The sequence below is a fragment of the Vogesella sp. AC12 genome (assembly GCF_024437575.1).
GTDB lineage: Bacteria > Pseudomonadota > Gammaproteobacteria > Burkholderiales > Chromobacteriaceae > Vogesella > Vogesella indigofera.
In genome coordinates, this window is record NZ_JANFNU010000010.1 from 1 (window position 1) to 20,912 (window position 20,912).

18 protein-coding genes are annotated in these 20,912 nt (G+C 64.3%); 17 read left to right on the plus strand and 1 reads right to left on the minus strand.

Going from position 1 to position 20,912, the window contains the following annotated elements:
- From NOM55_RS13695 to NOM55_RS13775, 17 genes are all read left to right on the plus strand, one after another.
- Positions 1 to 824, plus strand: an 824-nt coding sequence (locus NOM55_RS13695; protein WP_255909076.1) for a DUF2345 domain-containing protein, incomplete at its 5' end; no start/stop codon positions are given.
- Between the two features lie 11 nt (positions 825 to 835).
- Complete coding sequence (locus tag NOM55_RS13700; RefSeq protein WP_255909079.1) at positions 836 to 1,786, plus strand: DUF4123 domain-containing protein; 951 nt, start codon at positions 836 to 838, stop codon at positions 1,784 to 1,786.
- A complete protein-coding gene (locus NOM55_RS13705; RefSeq protein WP_255909082.1) occupies positions 1,783 to 4,353 on the plus strand; it encodes a T6SS effector BTH_I2691 family protein in 2,571 nt (856 codons plus the stop codon). Before NOM55_RS13700 ends, NOM55_RS13705 begins: the two co-directional genes overlap by 4 nt.
- Positions 4,354 to 4,355: 2 nt before the next feature.
- On the plus strand, positions 4,356 to 5,522 hold the full coding sequence (locus NOM55_RS13710) for a DUF6708 domain-containing protein (protein WP_255909085.1): 1,167 nt from the start codon (positions 4,356 to 4,358) through the stop codon (positions 5,520 to 5,522).
- 324 nt (positions 5,523 to 5,846) lie between these two features.
- A complete protein-coding gene (gene tssF / locus NOM55_RS13715; protein WP_255909086.1) occupies positions 5,847 to 7,703 on the plus strand; it encodes a type VI secretion system baseplate subunit TssF in 1,857 nt (618 codons plus the stop codon).
- The gene (gene tssG, locus NOM55_RS13720) at positions 7,667 to 8,686 is read left to right on the plus strand and encodes a type VI secretion system baseplate subunit TssG (RefSeq protein ID WP_255909087.1); all 1,020 of its coding nucleotides are present in this window, start codon (positions 7,667 to 7,669) and stop codon (positions 8,684 to 8,686) included. The genes tssF and tssG overlap by 37 nt, the downstream gene beginning before the upstream one ends.
- Positions 8,687 to 8,728: 42 nt before the next feature.
- Positions 8,729 to 11,359 carry a type VI secretion system ATPase TssH gene (gene tssH / locus NOM55_RS13725; protein ID WP_255909089.1) on the plus strand — a complete coding sequence of 877 codons (2,631 nt, stop codon included), beginning with the start codon at positions 8,729 to 8,731 and terminating at the stop codon, positions 11,357 to 11,359.
- A 13-nt stretch (positions 11,360 to 11,372) separates the two neighbouring features.
- On the plus strand, positions 11,373 to 12,797 hold the full coding sequence (locus NOM55_RS13730; protein WP_255909090.1) for a hypothetical protein: 1,425 nt from the start codon (positions 11,373 to 11,375) through the stop codon (positions 12,795 to 12,797).
- Positions 12,794 to 13,057 (plus strand): PAAR domain-containing protein, encoded by a 264-nt coding sequence (locus tag NOM55_RS13735; protein WP_255909091.1) that lies wholly within the window; start codon positions 12,794 to 12,796, stop codon positions 13,055 to 13,057. The genes NOM55_RS13730 and NOM55_RS13735 overlap by 4 nt, the downstream gene beginning before the upstream one ends.
- Positions 13,058 to 13,097: 40 nt before the next feature.
- Positions 13,098 to 14,183, plus strand: a complete 1,086-nt coding sequence (gene tssA / locus NOM55_RS13740) for a type VI secretion system protein TssA (protein WP_255909092.1) — start codon at positions 13,098 to 13,100, stop codon at positions 14,181 to 14,183.
- A gap of 116 nt (positions 14,184 to 14,299) precedes the next feature.
- On the plus strand, positions 14,300 to 15,286 hold the full coding sequence (gene dusA / locus NOM55_RS13745) for a tRNA dihydrouridine(20/20a) synthase DusA (protein ID WP_255909094.1): 987 nt from the start codon (positions 14,300 to 14,302) through the stop codon (positions 15,284 to 15,286).
- 127 nt (positions 15,287 to 15,413) lie between these two features.
- A complete protein-coding gene (gene rdgB / locus NOM55_RS13750; RefSeq protein WP_255909095.1) occupies positions 15,414 to 16,010 on the plus strand; it encodes an RdgB/HAM1 family non-canonical purine NTP pyrophosphatase in 597 nt (198 codons plus the stop codon).
- Positions 16,007 to 17,260, plus strand: a complete 1,254-nt coding sequence (gene hemW, locus NOM55_RS13755; protein ID WP_255909096.1) for a radical SAM family heme chaperone HemW — start codon at positions 16,007 to 16,009, stop codon at positions 17,258 to 17,260. The genes rdgB and hemW overlap by 4 nt, the downstream gene beginning before the upstream one ends.
- On the plus strand, positions 17,260 to 17,646 hold the full coding sequence (locus NOM55_RS13760) for a RidA family protein (RefSeq protein WP_255909098.1): 387 nt from the start codon (positions 17,260 to 17,262) through the stop codon (positions 17,644 to 17,646). The genes hemW and NOM55_RS13760 overlap by 1 nt, the downstream gene beginning before the upstream one ends.
- A gap of 82 nt (positions 17,647 to 17,728) precedes the next feature.
- Positions 17,729 to 18,097 carry a MerR family transcriptional regulator gene (locus tag NOM55_RS13765; protein WP_255909100.1) on the plus strand — a complete coding sequence of 123 codons (369 nt, stop codon included), beginning with the start codon at positions 17,729 to 17,731 and terminating at the stop codon, positions 18,095 to 18,097.
- A gap of 51 nt (positions 18,098 to 18,148) precedes the next feature.
- Positions 18,149 to 18,727 carry an NAD(P)H-dependent oxidoreductase gene (locus tag NOM55_RS13770; RefSeq protein WP_255909103.1) on the plus strand — a complete coding sequence of 193 codons (579 nt, stop codon included), beginning with the start codon at positions 18,149 to 18,151 and terminating at the stop codon, positions 18,725 to 18,727.
- 131 nt (positions 18,728 to 18,858) lie between these two features.
- On the plus strand, positions 18,859 to 19,494 hold the full coding sequence (locus NOM55_RS13775; protein ID WP_255909106.1) for a LysE family translocator: 636 nt from the start codon (positions 18,859 to 18,861) through the stop codon (positions 19,492 to 19,494).
- 68 nt (positions 19,495 to 19,562) lie between these two features.
- Here NOM55_RS13775 and sstT read toward each other — a convergent pair whose 3' ends face one another.
- A complete protein-coding gene (gene sstT / locus NOM55_RS13780; RefSeq protein ID WP_047966914.1) occupies positions 19,563 to 20,813 on the minus strand; it encodes a serine/threonine transporter SstT in 1,251 nt (416 codons plus the stop codon).
- Positions 20,814 to 20,912 lie beyond the last annotated feature (99 nt).

Below are 20,912 nucleotides of genomic sequence, written 5' to 3' on the forward strand. Positions count from 1 at the left end.
GCACCGAAGCGCAAGCCGGCGCCGGCGGCAAACAACTGGCGCGCGACGGCGCCCAGAGCCAGCTCGACGCCGCGCTGGCGCTGGCGCAATCCCTGGCCGACACCGCCACGGCGCAGCTGGCCGATACCCAGGAAACCGGGCCCGCCGAAATCAGGCCCGACAACGGCAAGGGCGCGAACAAAGCCGACGGCCACCTGCAGCACCACGTGCAGGCGCTGAAAGCCTGGGAGGCCGGCAGCAATACCGACAAGGAGTCCAAGACCGCAAAGGAACAGGCCGGCCAGCAGCCGCTCATGATCCTCAGCGCCCCGGCCGGCCTCGCCGCAACGACCGACCACTCCCTGACCTTGGCCGCAGGCAGCAACATCGACCAAGTGGCGCAGCGCGACCTGAACCAGACCTCGGGCAGGAGGTGGCTGCACAACGTCGGCCAGCACATCAGCCTGTTCGTGGCCGGGGTGAAGGACCGGGTCTCGCTGAAACTGATCGCCGCCAAGGGCAAGGTGCAGGTTCAGGCGCAGAGTGGGGCAATGGAGCTGACGGCGGATAAGGATGTGAGCATCAGCAGCCTGAGCGCCAGCCAGCTGTTCAACGGCAAGAAGGAAGTGCTGCTGACCTGTGGCGGCGCCTACATCCGCATCAAGGACGGCAAGATCGAACTGCACGCGCCGGGCAAGGTGAGCTTCAAGGGGGCGAGCCATGACTGGAGCGGGCCGGCGAGCACAAGTGTGCCATTCCCCTCCTTCAAACCACCGCAGCCTTGCAGCTTCCAAGCGGCGGATGCGGCTCATGTCGGAGCGGCCAGTACGCCGTACCCGTTCTGATGGAGCCACGAATGGACATGAGCCGATCTGCACTTCCAGCAGAAGTGTTTTCCTCTGGTGCCCAAGGCTGGTACTTGCTGCTGGATCGTACCCAGGGTAACCCGCTGGCGGTAGAGGAGGATCTGGTCGTGCCGATCGAGGCTGCCATCGTGCTTGAGGATGCATTTTTTTCCCATGAGCCGGAGCGCGCGCCCCTGCTGATCGACTTGTCAGTTTTGCCTGGCATGACGGCAGAGCAGAAGCGCTTTTGGGCGAAACTTGGGGTGGATGGTATCCGGCAGTCCCTGATCCAAGGGGGCAATACCATGGTGGCTGGCTGGCTGTATTCGATGCAGCCAGCGGGGCAGGTACTGCACCATCTGCGCCGCCTGTTTGCACAGCCCCACCCGGATGGCCAGGTGCATCACCTGCGCTACTACGACCCACGGATAACCCGGTTGCTGGATGAAGGACTGCCGGCAGCGCAACGCAACCAGTTGCTGGGTCCGATTGATGCCTGGTGGTACGCGGATTATTCCGGTGAGTACTGCTGCATGCACCATGACAGTCAGTGGCCGCGGAGCGGCCATCTGGTACTGGCCCCTGAAGATTGGCAGGCACTAGATCTGGCTGCGCCATACCACCACTTGCTGCGGTGCCTGAATGGGTTGCACGAGCTGTATCCAATGGCCGTCGCATTGGATGAGCTACCTGAATTTGCCCAAGCATGCGCGCTGCTAAGGCAAGCTGCGGCGCTGCCTTGGGTTGCCAGCCAGGACGACATGGTGGGTTGTACCTTGCTGTGGCTGCTGTTGGGGAGGGATTGCCGTGAACGCTACCCGGAGGTGGCGGCAGAACTGCAGCAATACCAGCAAGACCGTTCCCCAACCCTGACTGAATGGCTGTTGTTTGCGGGGGCCGAATTTTGGGCCAAGCCAATCCGCTGGCCCGTAGCCGACAAGACAAGAGGAGTTATCGCGTGAGCGAGCCAACGCAGTGCAAAAACAAGTTTTGTGGCAAGAAGGGTCTGCTGCTGCTGCCTTTGCGCTATGCCGTGGCGGCCAGTGATGCAGGACATGCCGAGTTTGCCGAATTGAGCGGCAACCTAGGCAAGGGCGTGGCCGACAAGAAACTGGGCTCGGCCGCCTACACCGTGCGCATGCTGCGCCATGGCTACCTTTATGTAATGGCAAAGCGAAAAGGCAAGCTGAAATGGGATAGCGCTTGGGCGATAAACAGCCAAGGTTACATCGCCAGAATACCGCTGGGCGAGACTGTCGCACCGCCGGCGTTCAGCTGCAATCCGGAAACCCATGGTGTTAATGCTTCAATGATCAGCGTCGAAAAGGCAGAGGATGTTTCCGAGCTGAAAGTACTGTTCCTGCCTGACCCGTTGACCAAAGCCGCCCTGCTCAAGGTCGAAACCGACAGCAAACTGCATGGCATGCTGCAAAGCTTCAAGGCCAAGGCCGTGGCGCAGCCTCACGCCATGCTGCCTGCCGAGCTGCCGACTACCGTGGCGGAATTTCGCTCACTGCAAGGTGATGGTCGCAAGCTGGCACCACGCTTTAATGGTCACCTGCATCCGTTTTTTGGGCAAGACGTTAGCCTGGTGAGGAACCAGCCCTATCCTTACACCGGACGCTTGCAGAACCTGCAAACTGAACTGGTCAACAAGAAAGGGCTGGCCATCGTCCTGCACGACCCCTTGGGTATCGTGCAGGAACTGAACAACTGGCGTAATGCATCCATCAACCGGCTAAGCAAGCTGATGCAAGGTACAACGTCGTTCTACGGCTCGTACACCAACGAACAGCTGCTGGCGATCATCACCGCGGTGGATAACGCCGAGCAGCAGATCCGCCAAGGGGCGATCAGCCAGCGCGAGCCCAAGCTAGGCGTGTCGCTGGATGACCTCGCCGCCGAAGCCAAGAAACGCCCATACAGTATGCCGGACCTGCGTGGCACCCCACCGGATGCCATCTATAAGAATCGTGCCGAGTACGAGCACAAGCGGGCGGAATGGCGCAAACAGAACGCCAAACGTATCGGCGATGCTGCCTGGAGCAAATACGCCAAACGCCTGCAGCCCAAATCCATGTACCAGGGTGTGGCGCAGGGCTTTCAGCTGGTGGCGCAAGCCTGCGATGTGCTCAACGAGCTGCGCGCTCATGATCAGCTGCAATGGCTGAACGACGCGTTGCTGCATAACACGCTGGCGCTGTATGACGACAACCACCTGGAAAGTGGCATCGCCAGCTCGGCCCAGATCGGGGTATGTATTCATGGCATCAACAGCTGCCTGAGCGGGCAGGGCTGGCTGAATCAACAGCTGGATGCCAAAAATCTCACGTTTGGCACCATGCTGCTCAATGCCCTGTTGCTGAACCAAAAAAAGGCCAAAGAAGAGTTTGTCGCGGCAGGCGGGTTGTCTGGTGGTATCGCGGATACCGCGGGCAAATGGCAGGAAGGCCTGAAAGGGGTGAGCGACATGTGGGCCAAGGTAAATGATCTGGCCAATGCCATCGCCCAGAGCGGTCAGAACAATGGGGTGGTCAGTGTTTCTCATCTAGGGGGGATCAGCCTGCTCATGGTGCAGAGTGGGCATGCCCTGCTGGCCAACTTGCCGGGTGGGAAATTTATCGATCGGCAAATAGCCCGCTCCAATGTGCTGCATGCACTGCTCAAATTGTCGCTGGGCAAGGTTCTGAGTAAGGAGCTGGAGGCAGCCTACCCCTCGCCGCAGGCTTTCAACAGCAAAACATATGCAGTCAGCAAAGCCACGCGCAATCAGATCAACAAGCTGCTTACCGATGCCAGCAAGGGTAACGACTTCAATGGGCTGCGTTTTGGCTCAGTGGTGGCGGTACTGGAAATGGCCAACGTGCTATTGAAAAGCAACTCCCTGAAGGACTCCCCCGGTCAGAAAGCCGCATGGGAGCTCACTGCAGCCAGTCTCGGCATGGGGGCTGTGCTGCTGGAGTTGACGGGGGGCGTTTGCGAGCGGATGGCAAAAGGTCGCAATGCCGCGCTGGTCAGCAGCAGCCATGTCGGCACCGCGGCACTCAAGTTGGGCGCCGGGGCACTGGGCGCAGTTGGCGGCATTATTGGCGGAGTGGTGGATTTTGATAGTGCCAAAGATATGAAAGGTAAGAACACCGGCTTGGTATTTATTTATGCATTACGTGGGGTTGTTTCCTTGTCTGGCGCGTTGGTTGGGGCGGGTATCGCGATCGGTGCTTCGGGGCCGTTCCTGCAATGGTTGCTCGCACGTACCAAGACCAAGCTTTGGGCCTGGTCGCTTGAGGCATTGTTGTCTGCAAGTAGTTATTTGGCAGCTGAACGAATGGCGCTATTGCTATTGCGTGGTGCCCGCTTGTTTACGGTTGCCGGGGTGGGGCTGACGCTCGCCATTTGGATGTTCAGCGACGATGCGCTGGAGAGTTGGTGCGACAAGTCCTGCTTGCGCAAGGATCGAAGCAGTAGCAGCTTTGGCAAGACGGAAGAAGAAATGGCCGCACTGGATGCAGCTGTGTTGGAGGTGGGTTGAGCATGTACTACATGGAATGGCTTCAGGCTATGGGGCGGTGCAAACACAAGCCGGGCTCCTGGATGGATAGCGTACAGAAGGACGTTGCTGCCAAGATCGCGGCTCGTGAGGAAAAGTTGCAGGCAAGTAAGCAACTTGAAGAATGGCTGGGGCGAGAAACGAATCTTAAGGAAGCGCGAGCAGAAACAGTTGATGACAACAACGCTATCTACCATAAGACAGCTAGCTATCTGGAAGTGTGTACCTACAACGACGACAAGCGCGGGCTGTTGACGATGGTTTTAGGTGTGCTCTGCTACGCATTATTTTTCTGGGCAGAATTTCTAGTTGAGCTGCTAGGGCAGTTGATTACGGGAAGAGATTATTCTGGGGCCGAACTAATTCCTGATGCTGGATTTTGGCTGGCACTCATCGGTTCTTTGGTAATTACACCTTTACTTTTTTATGCTTTTTTTCGCTACCTTGCCCGAATCTGGCGCCTTGAAGCCTTCACCATGCGCCGACTGGTAGTGCGTTTCAATCGTGATACCCGACAGGTCTATTTTCTGCGGCCAACCTTTCTGGGTGGGGTAAGAACTTACAACTGGGAAGAGATGGATGCGGCCTTGCCCAAAGACATGCCCAACCACGAGGGAGTAGGGGGCATGCTGATGATCGGTACCGCAGTCGTCGACAACGAGAATCCCCATAGCCAGTTTGCCACGGACGTTGCCTTCGTCGGCAACGCCTGCCGTGATTACAAGCAGCTGCTCTCGTTCTGGGAGTACATCCGCCGCTTCATGGAAGATGGCCCCGATGCGGTACCGGAACCCAGGCGTCTGCGCAGCAAGTGGCCTAACCCATTGGTCAGCATGTGGGCGGTGTCACGGCTTAGCTTGCCTGGTGGCTTCGACCTGGGACGCAGCTTCCTGTGGCTGCGGCTGGGGCTGACGCCGGTGTTCGTGATCTGGGGGCTGGGCCACTACGTATCCTTGCTGCTCAGTTACGAGCCACGTTTCCCTAAGACTATCCGAGTGGCCAGTCATGAGTCCGAAGTTCGTTCTCTGCTGGCGCTGCTGGGCTACAACCTTTTGCCGCCGTTGTATACCGTAGTAGGGCTGTGGCTGTACTACGCTTGGCAGCATGGTATGGACTGGCGCCTACCGTTGCAGCAGCTGGGGTGGCTGTAAGCATGCCCAGGCTACTTACTTCCTCCCTGTTTCTCGCTCCGGCCGCCATTTGCGGGGCCAGTTTCTTCTATGCCGCTGCCAAGCGAAGCGCGTATTGCCGAGATGACCAACGCCAAGGGCCTGAGCCCGGCCACCGGCATGCCTGTCGCCAAGACGGGGCCGCTATGAGCTTTCGCCGTTCATGTCACCGGCGACTGCCGTTTCGGCCAACCTTGGTCGCGGCCTCCCCGCTGCTGACGGCCACCTCTGACCATCTGGAACAGCAGCTTGCCGTCACCTGCCGCGATGCACATACGCGCAATCCTGTAATCCGGAATACCTGACATGCTCGAATCCCTCCTCCCCTATTACGAACGCGAGCTCGGCCATCTGCGCGAGCTGTCGGGCGAGTTCGCCCGCCGTTACCCCAAGATCGCCGGCCGCTTGCAGCTGGAAGGCGATCAGTGCGAAGACCCGCATACCGAGCGGCTGATCGAGGCGTTTGCCTTTCTGGCGGCGCGGGTGCACAAGAAGCTGGATGACGACTACCCGGAGGTGGCCACCAGCTTTCTGGACGTGATGTATCCGCACTACCTGCAGCCGATGCCGGCGGCCACCGTGGTGCAGTTCGAGTGCGATGCGCAGCGGCCGGAGATCGGCAAGCGCTACCGCATCGAGCGTGGGCAGCAGGTGCTGGCGCCAGCCATCCAGGGGGTGAACTGCAAGTTCCGCAGCGTCTACCCGGTGGACCTGTACCCGCTGCAGCTGCAGGAAGCCAAGCTGGAACTGACCAGCGGCTCGCCCTACCTGCGCAGCCTGGCGCCGGATGCGGCGGCAGTGCTGACCCTGCGGCTGCAGACCCAGGGCGGGGTGGCGCTGAATGCCATCGATCTGCAGTCGCTGCGCTTTTTCCTCGATGGCGAGCCTGCCTTGATGCACCTGTTGTACGAGATGCTGCTGTCCAATGTGCTGCGGGTGCAGGCAGGGGATGGCAGCGAGGACCCGGCGCGCCCGCGCACGTTGGCCGCAGACAGTCTGCAGGCGGTGGGTTTCGGCCGTGACGAGGGCATGCTGGAGTATGACGAGCGCTCGTTCATGGGCTACCGGCTGCTGTCGGAGTACTTCAGCTACCCGGACAAGTTCCTGTTCGTCGATCTGCTGAACCTGGCGCCGCTGGCGGCGCGCCTGACGGGCGACACCCTGCAATTGCGGCTGCATCTGCGCACCTACCCGGACAGCGAGCGCCATCACCGCCTGCAAAGCCAGTTGCAGCCGGCGCACCTGAAGTTGGGCTGCACGCCGCTGATCAACCTGTTTGTGCAGCCGGGCGAGCCGATTCGCGTCACCCACCAGAAAGCCAGCTATCCGGTCGTCACCGATGCGCGCAAGCAGCAGGCTTACGAGGTGGTGCAGATTCGCAAAGTGGTGCGGGTGGAGAAATCCGGCGAAGGCGAGAGCAGCGAAGAGGTGTTGCCGTTCTATGCCACGCGCCACGGTAGCGGCGAGGCACCGCGCTTTTACTGGCATGCCACGCGTGAGCCGTCGGTACGGCAGGGGGACCGCGGTACCGACATGGCGCTGCACCTGGTGGATCTGCAGTTTGAGGCGGTACGGCCGGGGGGCGAGGTGCTGAGTCTGACGCTGCTGTGCAGCAACCGCGATCTGCCGGAGCAGATTCCGTTTGGTGGCAGTCAGGCGACCCAGCGTACCGATTTCCAGTTGCCCGGGCATTCGGTGGTGAAGCGCGTGCGCCTGTTGCGCAAGCCGGGTGCCAGCCAGCGCAGTCCGCTGGGACGGGCGCTGCAGTGGCGCTTGATCTCGCACCTGTCGCTCAACTACATGTCGATTGTCGAGGCAGGGCGTGAAGCGCTGCAGGAAATGCTGACCCTGTACAACCTGGGTGAGGCTGCGGCCAACGTGCGCCAGATCCAGGGCATTGTCGGCATCGGCAGCCAGCCGGCGGTACAGCGCGTCAACGGCCGCCATTTCTCCGGCTTCGTGCGCGGTACCGAAATCACGCTGACGCTGGATGCCGATTACTACGTCGGCGGCAGCGTCTATCTGTTTGCCTCGGTGCTGGAGCGTTTCTTTGCGCTGTACTGCGCGCCCAACAGCTTTACCCGCCTGCGGGTGAAGACCGTGCAACGAGATGAGGAGGTCGCCTTATGGCCAGCCCGAGCCGGCGAAGCCCTCGTGATCTGAGGCAGGCACTGGCGCAGGACGCCAGCCAGTTCAGTTTTTTCCAGGCGGTGCGCCTTCTGGGACTGTGCGAGGGCACGCGCCGGGCACGGCGCACGCTGCCGGCGCAACTGCGCTTTCGTACCCTGGCGTCGCTGTCGTTTCCGGCCAGCGAGCTGGTGCAGTACCGCCCCCGGCAGGAGGGCGAGGCGACTCCGCCGGCCGAGATGACCGTGAGTTTCATGGGGCTGACCGGCCCCAGCGGCGTGTTGCCGACCTCGTACACCGAGTTGCTACTGGAGCGGCGGCAGCAATTCCGCGATAGCACCCTGCACGCCTTCCTGGACTTGTTCAGCCATCGCGCCATTGCCCTGTTCTACGGCGCCTGGCGCAAGTACCGCTTCTGGTTGGCCGAAGAGGCCGGCGAGCAGGATGGTTTTGGCCGCAACCTGCTGGATCTGGCCGGGGTCGGCCTCAGCCGGCTGCGTGGCCAGGCGACCAAGGACGGCCTGCTGGACGAGCGCGTATTCATTTATTACGCCGGCTTGCTGAGCCAGAAGCCGTTGTCGGCGCAGACGCTGCAAACGCTGGTGGAGGGGCTGTTCGCCACCCGTGCCCAGCTACAACAGTTTGCCGGCCAGTGGCTGGCGGTGCCGTTGGCCGAACAAAGCCGGCTGGGGGGCCAGTCGTGCGAGCTGGGGGTCTCGCTGTTTGCCGGTGAGCGGCAGTGGGACCGACAGACCCGGTTGCAGCTGCGGCTGGGCAGCCTGCGCCGTGCGCAATTCGATGCCCTGTTGCCGGGGGGCGACGGAGCCCGCGCCCTGCAGGCACTGCTGCAGTTTGCCGTCGGGCATCAGCTGGCGGTGGATGTCTGCCTGGTGCTGGACAAACGCGACGTGCCGCCGGCGCGGCTGGATGCCGCCCTGCCGCCTCGACTGGGGGCCAGCAGCTGGCTGGGGCCGCAGGCGCAGGACCCGGACGACGTGCGCTATGCGCTGTTGCATTGAGCGGCGGCCGCTCTCTTTCTTTCTTATCTGGACGAAAACACCATGTCAGTACCCTTGAAATCCTTGATCGAGCGCCTGACCCCGCTGGCACGGCAAAGCGTGGAGCAGGCCGCCAGCCGTGCGCTGGCGCGTACGCATTTTGAAATCGAAATCGAGCATGTGCTGCTGACTCTGCTGGATCAGGACGACAATGCTGCCATTGCCGCCTTACTGGCGGCCGGCGCCGATCTGCCCGTCCTGCAGCAGGCGCTGGAGCGCGCGCTGGATGGCTTCCGTAGCGGCAACAGCCGTAACCCGGTGCTGTCTGCCTGGTTACCAAAATGGCTGGAAAAAGCCTGGCTGCTGGCCAGCGCGGAGTTAGGCCAGGACAGCGTGTCCACCCTGGACCTGTTGCTGGCGCTGCTGCGCGACGACAGTTTGCGCCCGGCGGTGCAGGGCGGCTGCCCGGCGCTGCTGCGGCTGGATGCCGGCCGCCTGCTGCCGGCCTACGCCGCGCTGCGCCAGCACGGTGGCGAGAGTGCCGTCGCCGCGGCTGCGGAGTCTGCGGCCAACCCTGGCGCGGCCGAGGCACCCCGAGCCGCGCGTGGCGGTGCCGCGCTGGACAAGTACACCATCGACCTGACCGCGCAAGCACGCGCCGGCAAGATCGACCCGGTTCTGGGCCGTGAGGCGGAAATCCGCCAGATGATCGATATCCTGATGCGCCGCCGGCAGAACAACCCCATCCTCACCGGCGAACCCGGCGTGGGCAAAACCGCGGTGGTGGAAGGGCTGGCGCGCAAGATCGTGCATGGCGAAGTGCCGTCGGTGCTGGCCGGCGTGGCACTGCGCACGCTGGACCTGGGCCTGCTGCAGGCCGGGGCCAGTGTGAAGGGCGAGTTCGAGAACCGCCTGCGCCAGGTCATCGACGAGGTGAAGGCCAGCCCGGTGCCCATCATCCTGTTCATCGACGAGGCGCACACCCTGATCGGCGCCGGCGGCGCAGCCGGGCAGAACGATGCGGCCAACCTGCTCAAGCCGGCGCTGGCACGCGGCGAGCTGCGCACCATCGCTGCCACCACCTGGGCGGAGTACAAAAAGTACTTCGAGAAGGATGCCGCGCTGGCACGCCGCTTCCAGGTGGTGAAAGTGGACGAGCCGGCGCCGGAGATCGCGGTACAGATGGTACGCGGCCTGGCGCAGGCCATGGCCGAGCATCACCAGGTAGAGATTCTGGAAGAGGCGGTGGCGGCGGCGGTGCACCTGTCAAGCCGCTACATCACCGGGCGCCAGCTGCCGGACAAGGCCATCAGCGTGCTGGATACCGCCTGCGCCCGCGTGGCGCTGTCGCGCGCCGGCAAGCCGGGGCCGATCGAAGACGTGGCGGTGCTGATCGCCAACGTGGAGCGCGAGATTGCCGCGCTGCAGCGCGAGGACGGGCACGGCGAACGCATCGGCGAACTGGAAATCCGCCACGCGCAGCTGCACGAAGATCTGGCGCAGCTGAATGCTGCCTGGCAGGCGCAACAGCAGCTGGTGGCCGAGATCGACGCCACCCGCCAGCAGCCGGCGCCGGCCAAGGCCGGCAAGGGCCGCAAGCCGTCGCCGCTGCAGCACAAGCGCCGCGAGCTGCGCGAGCTGCAGCAGACACAGCCGCTGGCGTTCGAATGCGTGGACGAAAGCGTGATTGCCGACGTGATTTCCGGCTGGACCGGCATCCCGCTGGGGCGCATGGTCAGCAACGAGCTGGCGCAGGTACAGCAGCTGGCGCGCCTGCTGGGCGAACGGGTGATCGGCCAGGATCACGCACTGCGGCAGATCGCCGAGCGGGTGCAGATCGCCAAGGCCGGACTGGAAGATCCGGGCAAGCCCAAGGGCGTGTTCCTGCTGGTGGGGCCGTCCGGCGTCGGCAAGACCGAAACCGCGCTGGCGCTGGCCGAGGCGCTGTACGGCGGTGAGCGCAATCTGGTCACCATCAATATGTCGGAATACCAGGAGGCGCACAGCGTGTCCGGGCTGAAGGGCTCGCCGCCGGGCTATGTCGGCTACGGCGAGGGTGGGGTGCTGACCGAGGCGGTGCGGCGCAAGCCTTACTCTGTGGTGTTGCTGGACGAGGTGGAAAAGGCGCACTCGGACGTGCTGGAGCTGTTCTTCCAGGTATTCGACAAGGGCGTGCTGGAGGACAGTGAAGGCCGCGAGGTGGACTTCAAGAACACCATCATCCTGCTGACTTCCAATGCCGGCACCGATCTGGTGATGCGGGCCTGCGAACACGGCGTGACGGTCGAGGGCGAAACCCGCGCCCCTGGCGCGGACGACCTGGTAGAGGTGCTGCGGCCAACCCTGCAGCAGGTATTCAAGCCGGCCTTCCTTGGCCGTCTGGACATCGTGCCCTACTTCCCGATCAGCGATGACGTGCTACACGCCATCGTGCAGCTGAAACTGGAGCGCATCCGCCAGCGCATCGCCAGCAACCATGGCGCGCAGGTGGAGTTCCCGGACGAGCTGGCCGCCGCCATGGCCGCGCGTTGCATGGACGTGGACAGCGGCGCGCGCAATGCCGACGCCATCCTTACCCGCACCCTGCTGGCGCAGATCTCCAGCGACTTGCTGGCGCGTATGGCCAGCGGCAAGCCGGTGAAGAAGATCGCCGTGGCGCTGAAGGGCGACGCGCTTAAGGTGCGCGTGAGCTAGGAGGGCGGGACGCATGCTGAAACTACTGGCCCTGCTGGGGCTGTCCACCCTGCTGTGGTGGTCGGCGCTGTGGCTGCTGATCCCGGTGCACTGGCAGCAGCTCAGCTCCACCGTCATGCTGCTGCTGCACCTGCTGCCGCCCATCATGCTTACCGTGCTGGTGCAGCTCTGGCGATTGCGCCAGCAGCGGCAGGAGCAGACTGCCGCCCAGGCGCAAGCTGATGCAGAGGCCGCCGCCCAGCAGGAACGGCGCGATGCCGCCCGCACGCAGCACCAGGCGGCGCTGCACGAGCGACAGCAAACGATAGCCTGTCGCTGGTTATGGGGGCAGGCGCTGCCTCAGCGTGACGAACCCGCCTGGCTGGCGGCACTGCCTGACGCTTGCCAGTGGTCGGTGCTGACGGCGGAGGAGGTTGCCGAGGGCGCGGTGCTGGACAGCCTGCAAGCGAGTGTGGCCGACGCCTTGCTTGCCCTGTATGGCGAGCTGCCGGGTGCCGCTGCGTTGCCGTTGTTGCTGGAGGTGCTGCCGCAGATCTCCGGCATCGAACAGGTTGGCCGCATGCGCGAGCTGCAGCAGCAAGCCTGGTTCAGCGCACAGGGCGATGTGTCGCAGCCGGACAGCGATTGTCGCTTTCTGCCCGGCAGCGGCCCGTTGGCCGAACGCGTCCTGTCGTTTCTGGCGCAGGACCCGACGTTGCCCGGAGTGGTGGTGCTGGCCGCCGATGCGCCGCGGGCATTGCTGGATGCGGATGAGGAGCCGGACAGCCATACCCGCCAGCACTGGCGTCAGCTGGGGCGCCCCGGTGCCGCCGTGGTGCTGATGCTGTTCCTGCGCGAGGGGCTGCTGGCGGCGGAAGGGCACGCCCCTGCGGCCGGCGCTGACCCCTACCAGCCCTACTGGGAACGAAGTGCTATCGCCATCCCGGCGGGCTGGGGACCGGTGCCGGCATCCGCTCAGGCGGCCCTGTCTGCCTTGCCCGTGCTCGCCTGCCTGGCCCCGTCCAGCGGGACGGCGCTGGCGCAGCAGGGAACCCTGCAGCTCACCCGCCAGTTGCAGGCGCTGCTGGACAACGCGCTGGTGAATGCAGCGCTGCTGGACTACCCGTTCAGCGAGGAAGACGCCCGGCCGCAGGACAACCGGGCCGACAGCGTGGCCTGGCTGGTGCACAACAGTGGTGATGTCGAGGTTGGTGGCGCGCGGCTGTCCGCCATTGCCAGCAATCTCACCCGCCATCAGATCGCGCTGCACCCTATCGACGAAGCCTGCAACCTGGTCCGCGACTGGGGCGATGTCGGTGCGGCTACGTCCGCCATGCTGGCGGCGCTGGCGGTTACCCATTGCGCCCGGCTGGCGGCGCCGGCGGTCATTACCCAATTTCATCACGATCATGCTGCCCTGGCGGTGGCGCGGCCGGCCTGCAAGGAGAACACTCTATGAAACGCGCCATTCGCCTAGGCGACCCGACTAGCCACGGTGGCAAGGTGGTGAGTGCCGCATCCACTACCGTACTGTTCGGCAAACAGGTCGCCCTGCTGGGCGACCAGGTAACCTGCCCGCAGCAAGGGCATGCCAATTGCACCATCGTGGAAGGTGACGGTAGCTGGCTGGTGGGCGGCAAGCCGGTGGCACTGGAAGGCCACAAGGTGAGCTGCGGTGCCACGCTGATCTCCACGCTGCCCGAACTGGGCAAGGGCTGAGGCGCACCGTGATCCGAACACAAGCAACAGGTACATTTGCATGACACCAGAACAACTACTGGCTCCGATCGCCGGGGCGCACCCTGCCGGCGAGGATATGGCCTACTCGGCACTGTTTGACCAGATACGCGAGGCCCGTCGCAGCGACGACCCGACCCTGGCGCAAGGCGAGTGGGAACAGACCCTCAAGCAGGCCGAATGGCCAAAAGTGGTCAAATTGTGCGAAGAGGCCCTCGTCTCCTACAGCAAGGATTTGCAACTGCTGGTGTGGTATGCCGAAGCGCAGGTCAAGGTGGCCGGGCTGGCCGGCCTGCAGCTGGCGCTGGCGGCACTGGACGGCTGGCTGCAGCAGTACTGGGACAGCGGCTTTCCGGAGCTGGACCCGCACGATCTGGACGAGCGCGTCGGCAAACTGGAGTGGTTGAACCTGCAGCTGGGGCAGGGCGTGCGCGAGCTGCCGCTGATCCGTCCCGAATTCGGTGGCTACAGCTGGTTGCAATGGCAGCAGTCGCGCGAGGTGGACAACCTGGGACTGAAGAACCCGGAAGCGCGCGAAGCGGCCATCGCCGAAGGCAAGCTGGCCGGTGAGACCTTCGACAAGGCCGCGCAGCAGTCGGGGGTCGCCTGGTTCCAGCAATGCATGGAGCAGCTGGTGGCGGTGCTGCAGGCCTACGAGGCACTGGATGCCGGCATCGAGCTGCGCTTTGGCGAGCAGGCACCCAGCCTGGCCGAGCTGCGCAATGCCATCTACGCCTGCCAGGACCTGGTGCTGCGTTACCGCCAGCAGCTGGGTGGTGGTCAGACCGGCAGCACGCCGCCCGCGGCCACCGTAACCGAGGAGAAGAAGCCCGTGAGTCCGTCCCCCGCCACCATGACCCCGCCACCGCTTGCCGCACCGGCCATCGCCTTTGACGGCAGCATTGCCAACCGCCAGCAGGCGGTACAGATGCTCACCGAGGTGGCGCGCTACTTCCGCCACAACGAGCCGCACAGCCCGGTATCGCTGCTGGCCGAGCGTGCGGCACGCTGGGCGGAAATGAGCCTGGAGGAGTGGCTGCAGCACGTGGTGAAGGATGATTCCACCTTGCGGCAGCTGCAGGAACTGCTGGACGTGCGCCAGGCTTGAGTCGTTGCGGCGATCTGCTTGTCCCCTGCTGCGGCCAACGTGGTTGACCGCAGCAGGGGACATGCGGATAATCCATCTTCTTTTCAAATGCTTAGCGCAGCCTGTCGCCCGTTTCGATGACCGTAGCACCCTCCGCTTTACCCTCGCGCCGCCTGTCCGTGGCCCCGATGCTGGACTGGACCGATCGCCACTACCGCTATTTTGCGCGCCTGATTAGCAAGAACACCTGGCTGTACACCGAGATGGTGACCACCGGTGCGCTGCTGCACGGCGATGTGCCGCGCCATCTGCGCTACCACGATGCCGAGCACCCGATCGCGCTGCAGCTGGGCGGCTCCGAGCCGCAGGAGCTGGCGCAGTGCGCCAGGCTGGCCGCAGAGTGGGGCTACGACGAGGTCAATCTCAACGTCGGCTGTCCGTCGGAGCGGGTGCAGAAGGGGGCCTTCGGTGCCTGCCTGATGGCCGAGCCGCAGCTGGTGGCCGATTGCGTGAAGGCGATGCGAGACGCGGTCGATATCGACATCACCGTCAAGCACCGTATCGGCATCAACGATATCGACAGCTACGACGCGATGCGCGCCTTTGTCGACGTGGTCGCCGACGCCGGCTGCCACACCTTCATCGTGCACGCGCGCAATGCCATCCTCAAAGGCTTGTCACCCAAGGAAAACCGCGAGATTCCGCCGCTGAAGTACGAGTACGTGTATCGCCTGAAGCAGGAGCGGCCGGATCTGGAAATCCTGATCAACGGCGGCATCAAGAGCAACGAGGAAATCGCCGGCCACCTGCAGCACGTCGATGGCGTGATGGTGGGCCGCGAGGCCTACCACAATCCCTACCTGATGGCGGAGTGGGACGCGCTGTTCTACGGCGACGACAGCCGCCCGCTGTCGCGCGGCAAGGTGGTGGAGGCGCTGCTGCCCTATGTCGCGGCGCGGCTGCAGGACGGCAGCAACGTGCGCCACATCGCACGCCACGTGCTGGGGCTGTTCCAGGGGCAGAAGGGCGCGCGGCAATGGCGGCGCATGCTGTCCGACAGCAAGGAGCTGCACGGCGCCGACGAGAGCCTGTTCATCCGCGCGCTGCTGGCGACGCAGGGTTGAACTGTCCGCATTCCTTGTTAAGATACGTCAGACACCCCCACGCCCGGTTCGCCGGGCTTTTTGGTTTTCAGGCGCGTAGCGCTGGCGGCAGCAAGCCTGGCCGCGCTACCCGCCGTCGGAGCAAAGCATGATCGAAAAACTGGTGCTGGCCAGCAACAACGCCGGCAAGCTGAAAGAATTCGCCGCCCTGCTGGCGCCACTGGGCATCGAGGTGATTCCGCAGGGCCGCCTCAACGTGCCGGAGTGCGCGGAGCCGCACTACACCTTTCTCGAAAACGCGCTGGAAAAGGCGCGCCACGCCAGCCACATGACCGGGCTGCCGGCGCTGGCTGACGATTCCGGCATCTGCGTCGAAGCGCTGGGCGGCAAGCCCGGGGTGCAGTCGGCGCGCTTTGCCGGCGAGCCGAAATCGGACGAGCGCAACAACGCCAAACTGGTGGAAAAGCTGCACGGCAAGGCCAACCGCCGTGCCTACTACTACTGCGTGCTGGTGCTGGTGCGCCACGCCGACGATCCGCAACCGCTGGTGGTCGATGGCGCCTGGTACGGCGAGGTGGTCGATAACGCATCCGGCAACGGCGGTTTCGGCTACGACCCGCACTTCTGGCTGCCAAGCCACGGCTGTACCGTCGCCGATCTGCCGGCCGAAGTGAAAAACGGCATCAGCCACCGTGGCCAGGCGATGCAGGCCTTGCTGGCGAAACTGCAGGTGCAACTGGCATGAGCGTGATCGATCTGTCGGCGCTGAAGGGCGGCTTAAAAGAATTGCCGCCGCTGTCGCTCTACATCCACTTCCCGTGGTGCGTGAAGAAGTGCCCGTACTGCGACTTCAACTCGCACGAGTTCAAGCCGGTGCCGGGCGCCATCGCCATCCAGGCCGCCGACAACGTTGGCCGCAGCCGCGTCGGCGATGGCTTCGACGAGATGGCCTATGTCGAGGCGCTGCTGCGCGACTTCGAGTACAGCCTGCCGGCCATCTGGGGACGGCCGATCACCACCATCTTCATGGGCGGCGGCACGCCCAGCCTGTTCTCGCCGGAGGCGATGGATGCGCTGCTGGCCGGCTTGCGCGCGCGTGCGCGCATCCATCCGGACGCCGAAATCACCATGGAGGCCAACCCCGGCACCTTCGAGAGCGAGCGCTTCAAGGGCTATCGTGCCGCCGGCATCAACCGGCTGTCGATCGGTATCCAGAGCTTCGATCCGCGCCAGCTCAAGGCGCTGGGCCGCATCCACGACGGTGACGAGGCGCGCCGCGCGGTGGAGATCGCGCTGACGCACTTCGACAACGTGAACCTCGACCTGATGTACGCGCTGCCGGACCAGACGCTGGCCGAGGCGCTGGCCGACATCGACACCGCCATCGCCTTTGGCGTCACGCACATCTCCGCCTACCACCTCACCATCGAGCCGAACACGCTGTTCGCGGTGCAGTTGCCGGCCAACCTGCCGGACGACGACATTTCCGCCGACATGCAGGAGGCGATCGAGGCGCGGCTGGAAGGCGCCGGTTACGTGCACTACGAGACCTCCGCCTTCGGCAAGCCGGGCCGCTTTGCCCGCCACAACGTCAACTACTGGCAGTTCGGCGACTACGTCGGCATCGGCGCCGGCGCGCACGGCAAGATCAGCTCGCACGAGGGCGTGGTGCGCGAGATGCGCTACAAGCAGCCGGCGGCCTATCTGCAGGCGGTGGCGGACGGCAAGCCGCTGCAAAGCAGCCACAAGGTTGGCCGCAAGGAGCTGCCGTTCGAGTTCATGATGAACACCCTGCGCCTGACCGGTGGCTTCGAAACCAGACTGTTTAGCGAACGCACCGGTTTGCCGGTATCCTGTATCCAATCGCAATTGCGGCAAGCGCAGGCGGAGGGGCTGATCGAACAGGATCTCACCCATCTGCGGCCAACCTTGAAGGGCCAGCGCTTCCTCAACGATCTGTTAACCCTGTTCCTGCACGACGAAGGAGAAAATTGATGGCCAAAGAAATCATCCACACCGACAACGCCCCGGCGGCAATCGGCGCCTACTCGCAAGCGGTCAAGGCCGGCAACACCGTGTACCTGTCCGGCCAGATCCCGCTGGATCCGGTGACCATGACGGTGGTGGAAGGCGGCTTTGCTGCGGAAACCCACCAGATGTTCAAGAACCTGAAAGCGGTGTGCGAAGCCGCCGGCGGCTCGCTGGACCAGATCGTGAAGCTGAATGCCTTCCTCACCGACCTGTCCAACTTCGGCACCTTCAACGAAATCATGGCGCAGTACATGAGCCAGCCATTCCCGGCGCGTGCCGCCATCGGCGTTGCCAGCCTGCCGAAGGGCGTGCAGGTGGAAGCCGACGCGGTGATGGTGCTGGGCGAGTAATCACGCGCAGCGTGGTATCAGTACAAGCGGCCTGCGGGCCGCTTTTTTCATGGCGGCGATGCAGGCGACAAGGAGAAATAGCATGAAGATCGGCGATGTGATGCGTCACAGCGGCGCCAGCGCCAAGGCGATCCGCCACTACGAGGCCATCGGCCTGCTGGGGCCGATCGCCCGCCGCGGCGCCTACCGCTGCTACACGGCACAGGATGTCACCTTCGTGCAGCTGATCCGCCAGGCGCAGGCGGTGGGACTGTCACTGGCGCAGTTGCAGGGCCTGCGCGACGCCGATGGCAGCATCGACTGGCCGGCGTTGGCGCAGCGGGTACGCGTACGCGATGCCGCGGTCGCCGCCGAGCAGGCTCGGCTGGCGGCACAACGGGCTCGGCTGGCGACGGTATTGGCCGAGATCGAGCACTGCCTGCAGTCCGGCGTGGCGTGTCCCGCGGCTTGACTCTGCCCTGCGGGGCAGGGTTTATCGTACTGGCATGAAAGGGGAGTGATCATGTCAGAACGATGGGTGGTGATACTGGGGCATCCCGATGCCGACAGTCTGTGCGGGGCGCTGGCGCACCGTTATGCGGAGAGTGCGCGCGCGGCCGGGCGCGAGGTCAGCCTGTTCTGTCTCGGCGACCTGCAGTTCGACCCGGTGCTGCGCCACGGCTACCGCCAGCCGCAGCCGCTGGAGCCGGATCTGCAACGGTTGCAGCAGGCGATTGCCGACGCGCAGCAGCTGGTGCTGGTGTTGCCGCTGTGGTGGGGCGGCATGCCGGCGTTGCTGAAGGGGATGTTCGACCGCGTGTTCCTGTCCGGCTGGGCTTACCGCTACCGGCAGGATTCGGTGTGGTGGGACAAGCTGCTGCGCGGTCGCCGCGCCGAGGTGATCGTCACCATGGACACGCCCGGCTGGTACTACCGCTGGGTGTACGGCCAGCCGCTGTTCCGGCAGCTGAAACACACCATCCTCGGCTTTTGCGGCTTTGCACCGGTACGCATCACCGCGCTGGCACCGGTACGCGGCAGCAGCGCGGCACAACAGGCGCGCTGGCTGGCGCAGGTGGCGCAACTGGCTGCCCGCCGCTGAGCGCAAGGTTGGCCGCAAGCCTTATCCGCCACCACGGCACAGAATTCTCTTTTTGCCAAACCGGCCTGTTGCCATCGCCGGCGTTGCGCTAGCGTGGAAGCTGTGATCAATGACGAAGAGGGGGGCGGGTCATGGTGGCGGGGTCGACGTTATCGCTGTTTCTGCTGGCGGTGCTGGTATTGATGTTGTCGCCGGGGCCGAACATGGCCTTCGTGCTGTCGCACGGCATGGCGCTGGGGCCGAGGGGCGGGCTGGCCGCGGCGCTGGGCATTGCCGCCGCCGATCTGGTGCTGACGCTGCTCACCGCCAGCGGTGTCACTGCGCTGCTGGCGGCGTGGGCGCCGATGTTCGACCTGCTGCGCTATCTCGGCGCGCTGTACCTGCTGTGGCTGGCGTGGCAGGCGTGGCGTCAGCCCGGCGTCGTCCGCCTCGGTACGCACGGGCGGGTGCCGCTGGGACGGGTATTCCGCATGGCGATGCTGGGCAGCCTGCTCAACCCCAAGGCACTGCTGTTCTTCATGGTGTTCCTGCCGCAGTTTGTCGATGCCGGTCGTGGCGACATCGTGTTGCAGCTGACGCTGCTGGGCATGGTGCTGTCACTGGTGGCGCTGCTGTTCAACAGTGCGCTGGGCAGCTGCAGCGGCCAGCTGGGGCGTTTGCTGCAGCGCCATCCGCGCGCGGCATGCTGGCAGCGCTGGGCACTGGCGGCGGTGCTGCTGGGGCTGGCACTGCGGTTGCTGCTGCTGGAGCGGCCGCTGCCGCGCTGAGGCCGGACCAAGGTTGGCCGCAATAAAAAAGGCCCCATGCGGGGCCTTTTTGCTGGACGGCAGCGCGATCAGGCGCGATTGGTCGCCAGTTGCGGTGCCGGCTGTTCCACGTCACCGGCTGCGATGCAGGCGGCGGCGGTGAACAGCACGTCGGTGGAGCTGTTCAGCGCGGTTTCGGCGGAGTCCTGCACCACGCCGATGATGAAGCCGACGGCGACCACCTGCATCGCGACATCGTTGCTGATGCCGAACAGACTGCACGCCATCGGGATCAGCAGCAGCGAGCCACCGGCCACGCCGGAGGCACCGCAGGCGGCGACGGTGGACAGAATCGACAGCAGCAGGGCGGTCGGCACGTCCACGGTGATGCCCAGGGTGTGAACTGCGGCCAGGCTCAGCACCGAGATGGTGATGGCGGCACCGGCCATGTTGATGGTGGCGCCCAGCGGGATCGACACCGAGTAGGTGTCTTCATTCAGCCCCAGCTTCTTGCACAGGTTCATGTTGACCGGGATGTTGGCCGCCGAGCTGCGGGTGAAGAAGGCGGTGACGCCGCTTTCACGCAGGCAGGTGAAGACCAGCGGGTACGGGTTGCGGCGCAGGGTCAGGGCGACGATCAGCGGGTTCACCACCAGCGCGATGAACAGCATGGCGCCGACCAGTACCAGCAGCAGCTGGCTGTAGCCCAGCAGCGACGACAGACCGGTGGTGGCCACGGCTTCAGCTACCAGGCCAAACACGCCGACCGGGGCAAAGCGGATGATCACGCCGACGATGCGCGATACGCCGTCGGCCAGCTCGTTCAGCAGGGTCTTGGTGCTGTCGCTGGCATGGTGCAGTGCCATGCCCAGTGCCACGGCCCAGGTCAGGATGCCGATGTAGTTACCGGTAGCGATGGCGTTGATCGGGTTGTCCACGATCTGGAACACCAGGTTGTTCAGTACCTGGCCGATGCCGCTAGGCGGGGTGGTGCTGCCGGCGGCAGCCACCAGTTTCAGCGTGGTCGGGAAGACAAAGCTGGCCACGACACCGGTGACGGCGGCCAGGAAGGTGCCCAGCAGGTACAGGGTGAGCACCGGGCGCATATTGGTCTGCACGCCCTGCTTCTTGCTGGCGATGGCGCTGGCGACCAGCACGAATACCAGTACCGGCGCCACGGCTTTCAGGCCTTTGACGAACAGGCTGCCGAGGAAGGTCAGCGACTGGGCGGTGTCGGGGGAGAAGCTGGCCACCGCAATACCGGCCAGCATGCCGATCAGGATCTGCAGCACGATGCTGCCATTCATGATCCTGCTGATAATCGAAGGATTCTGCTGCATAAATTCCCTAAATCAAGATGTGTTGAGTTGCTATGGGGACGACAGCCGGCACGATGGCAGATTCTTTTTGTCATGCGGTGAGTGCTTGCGGCCAAGCTG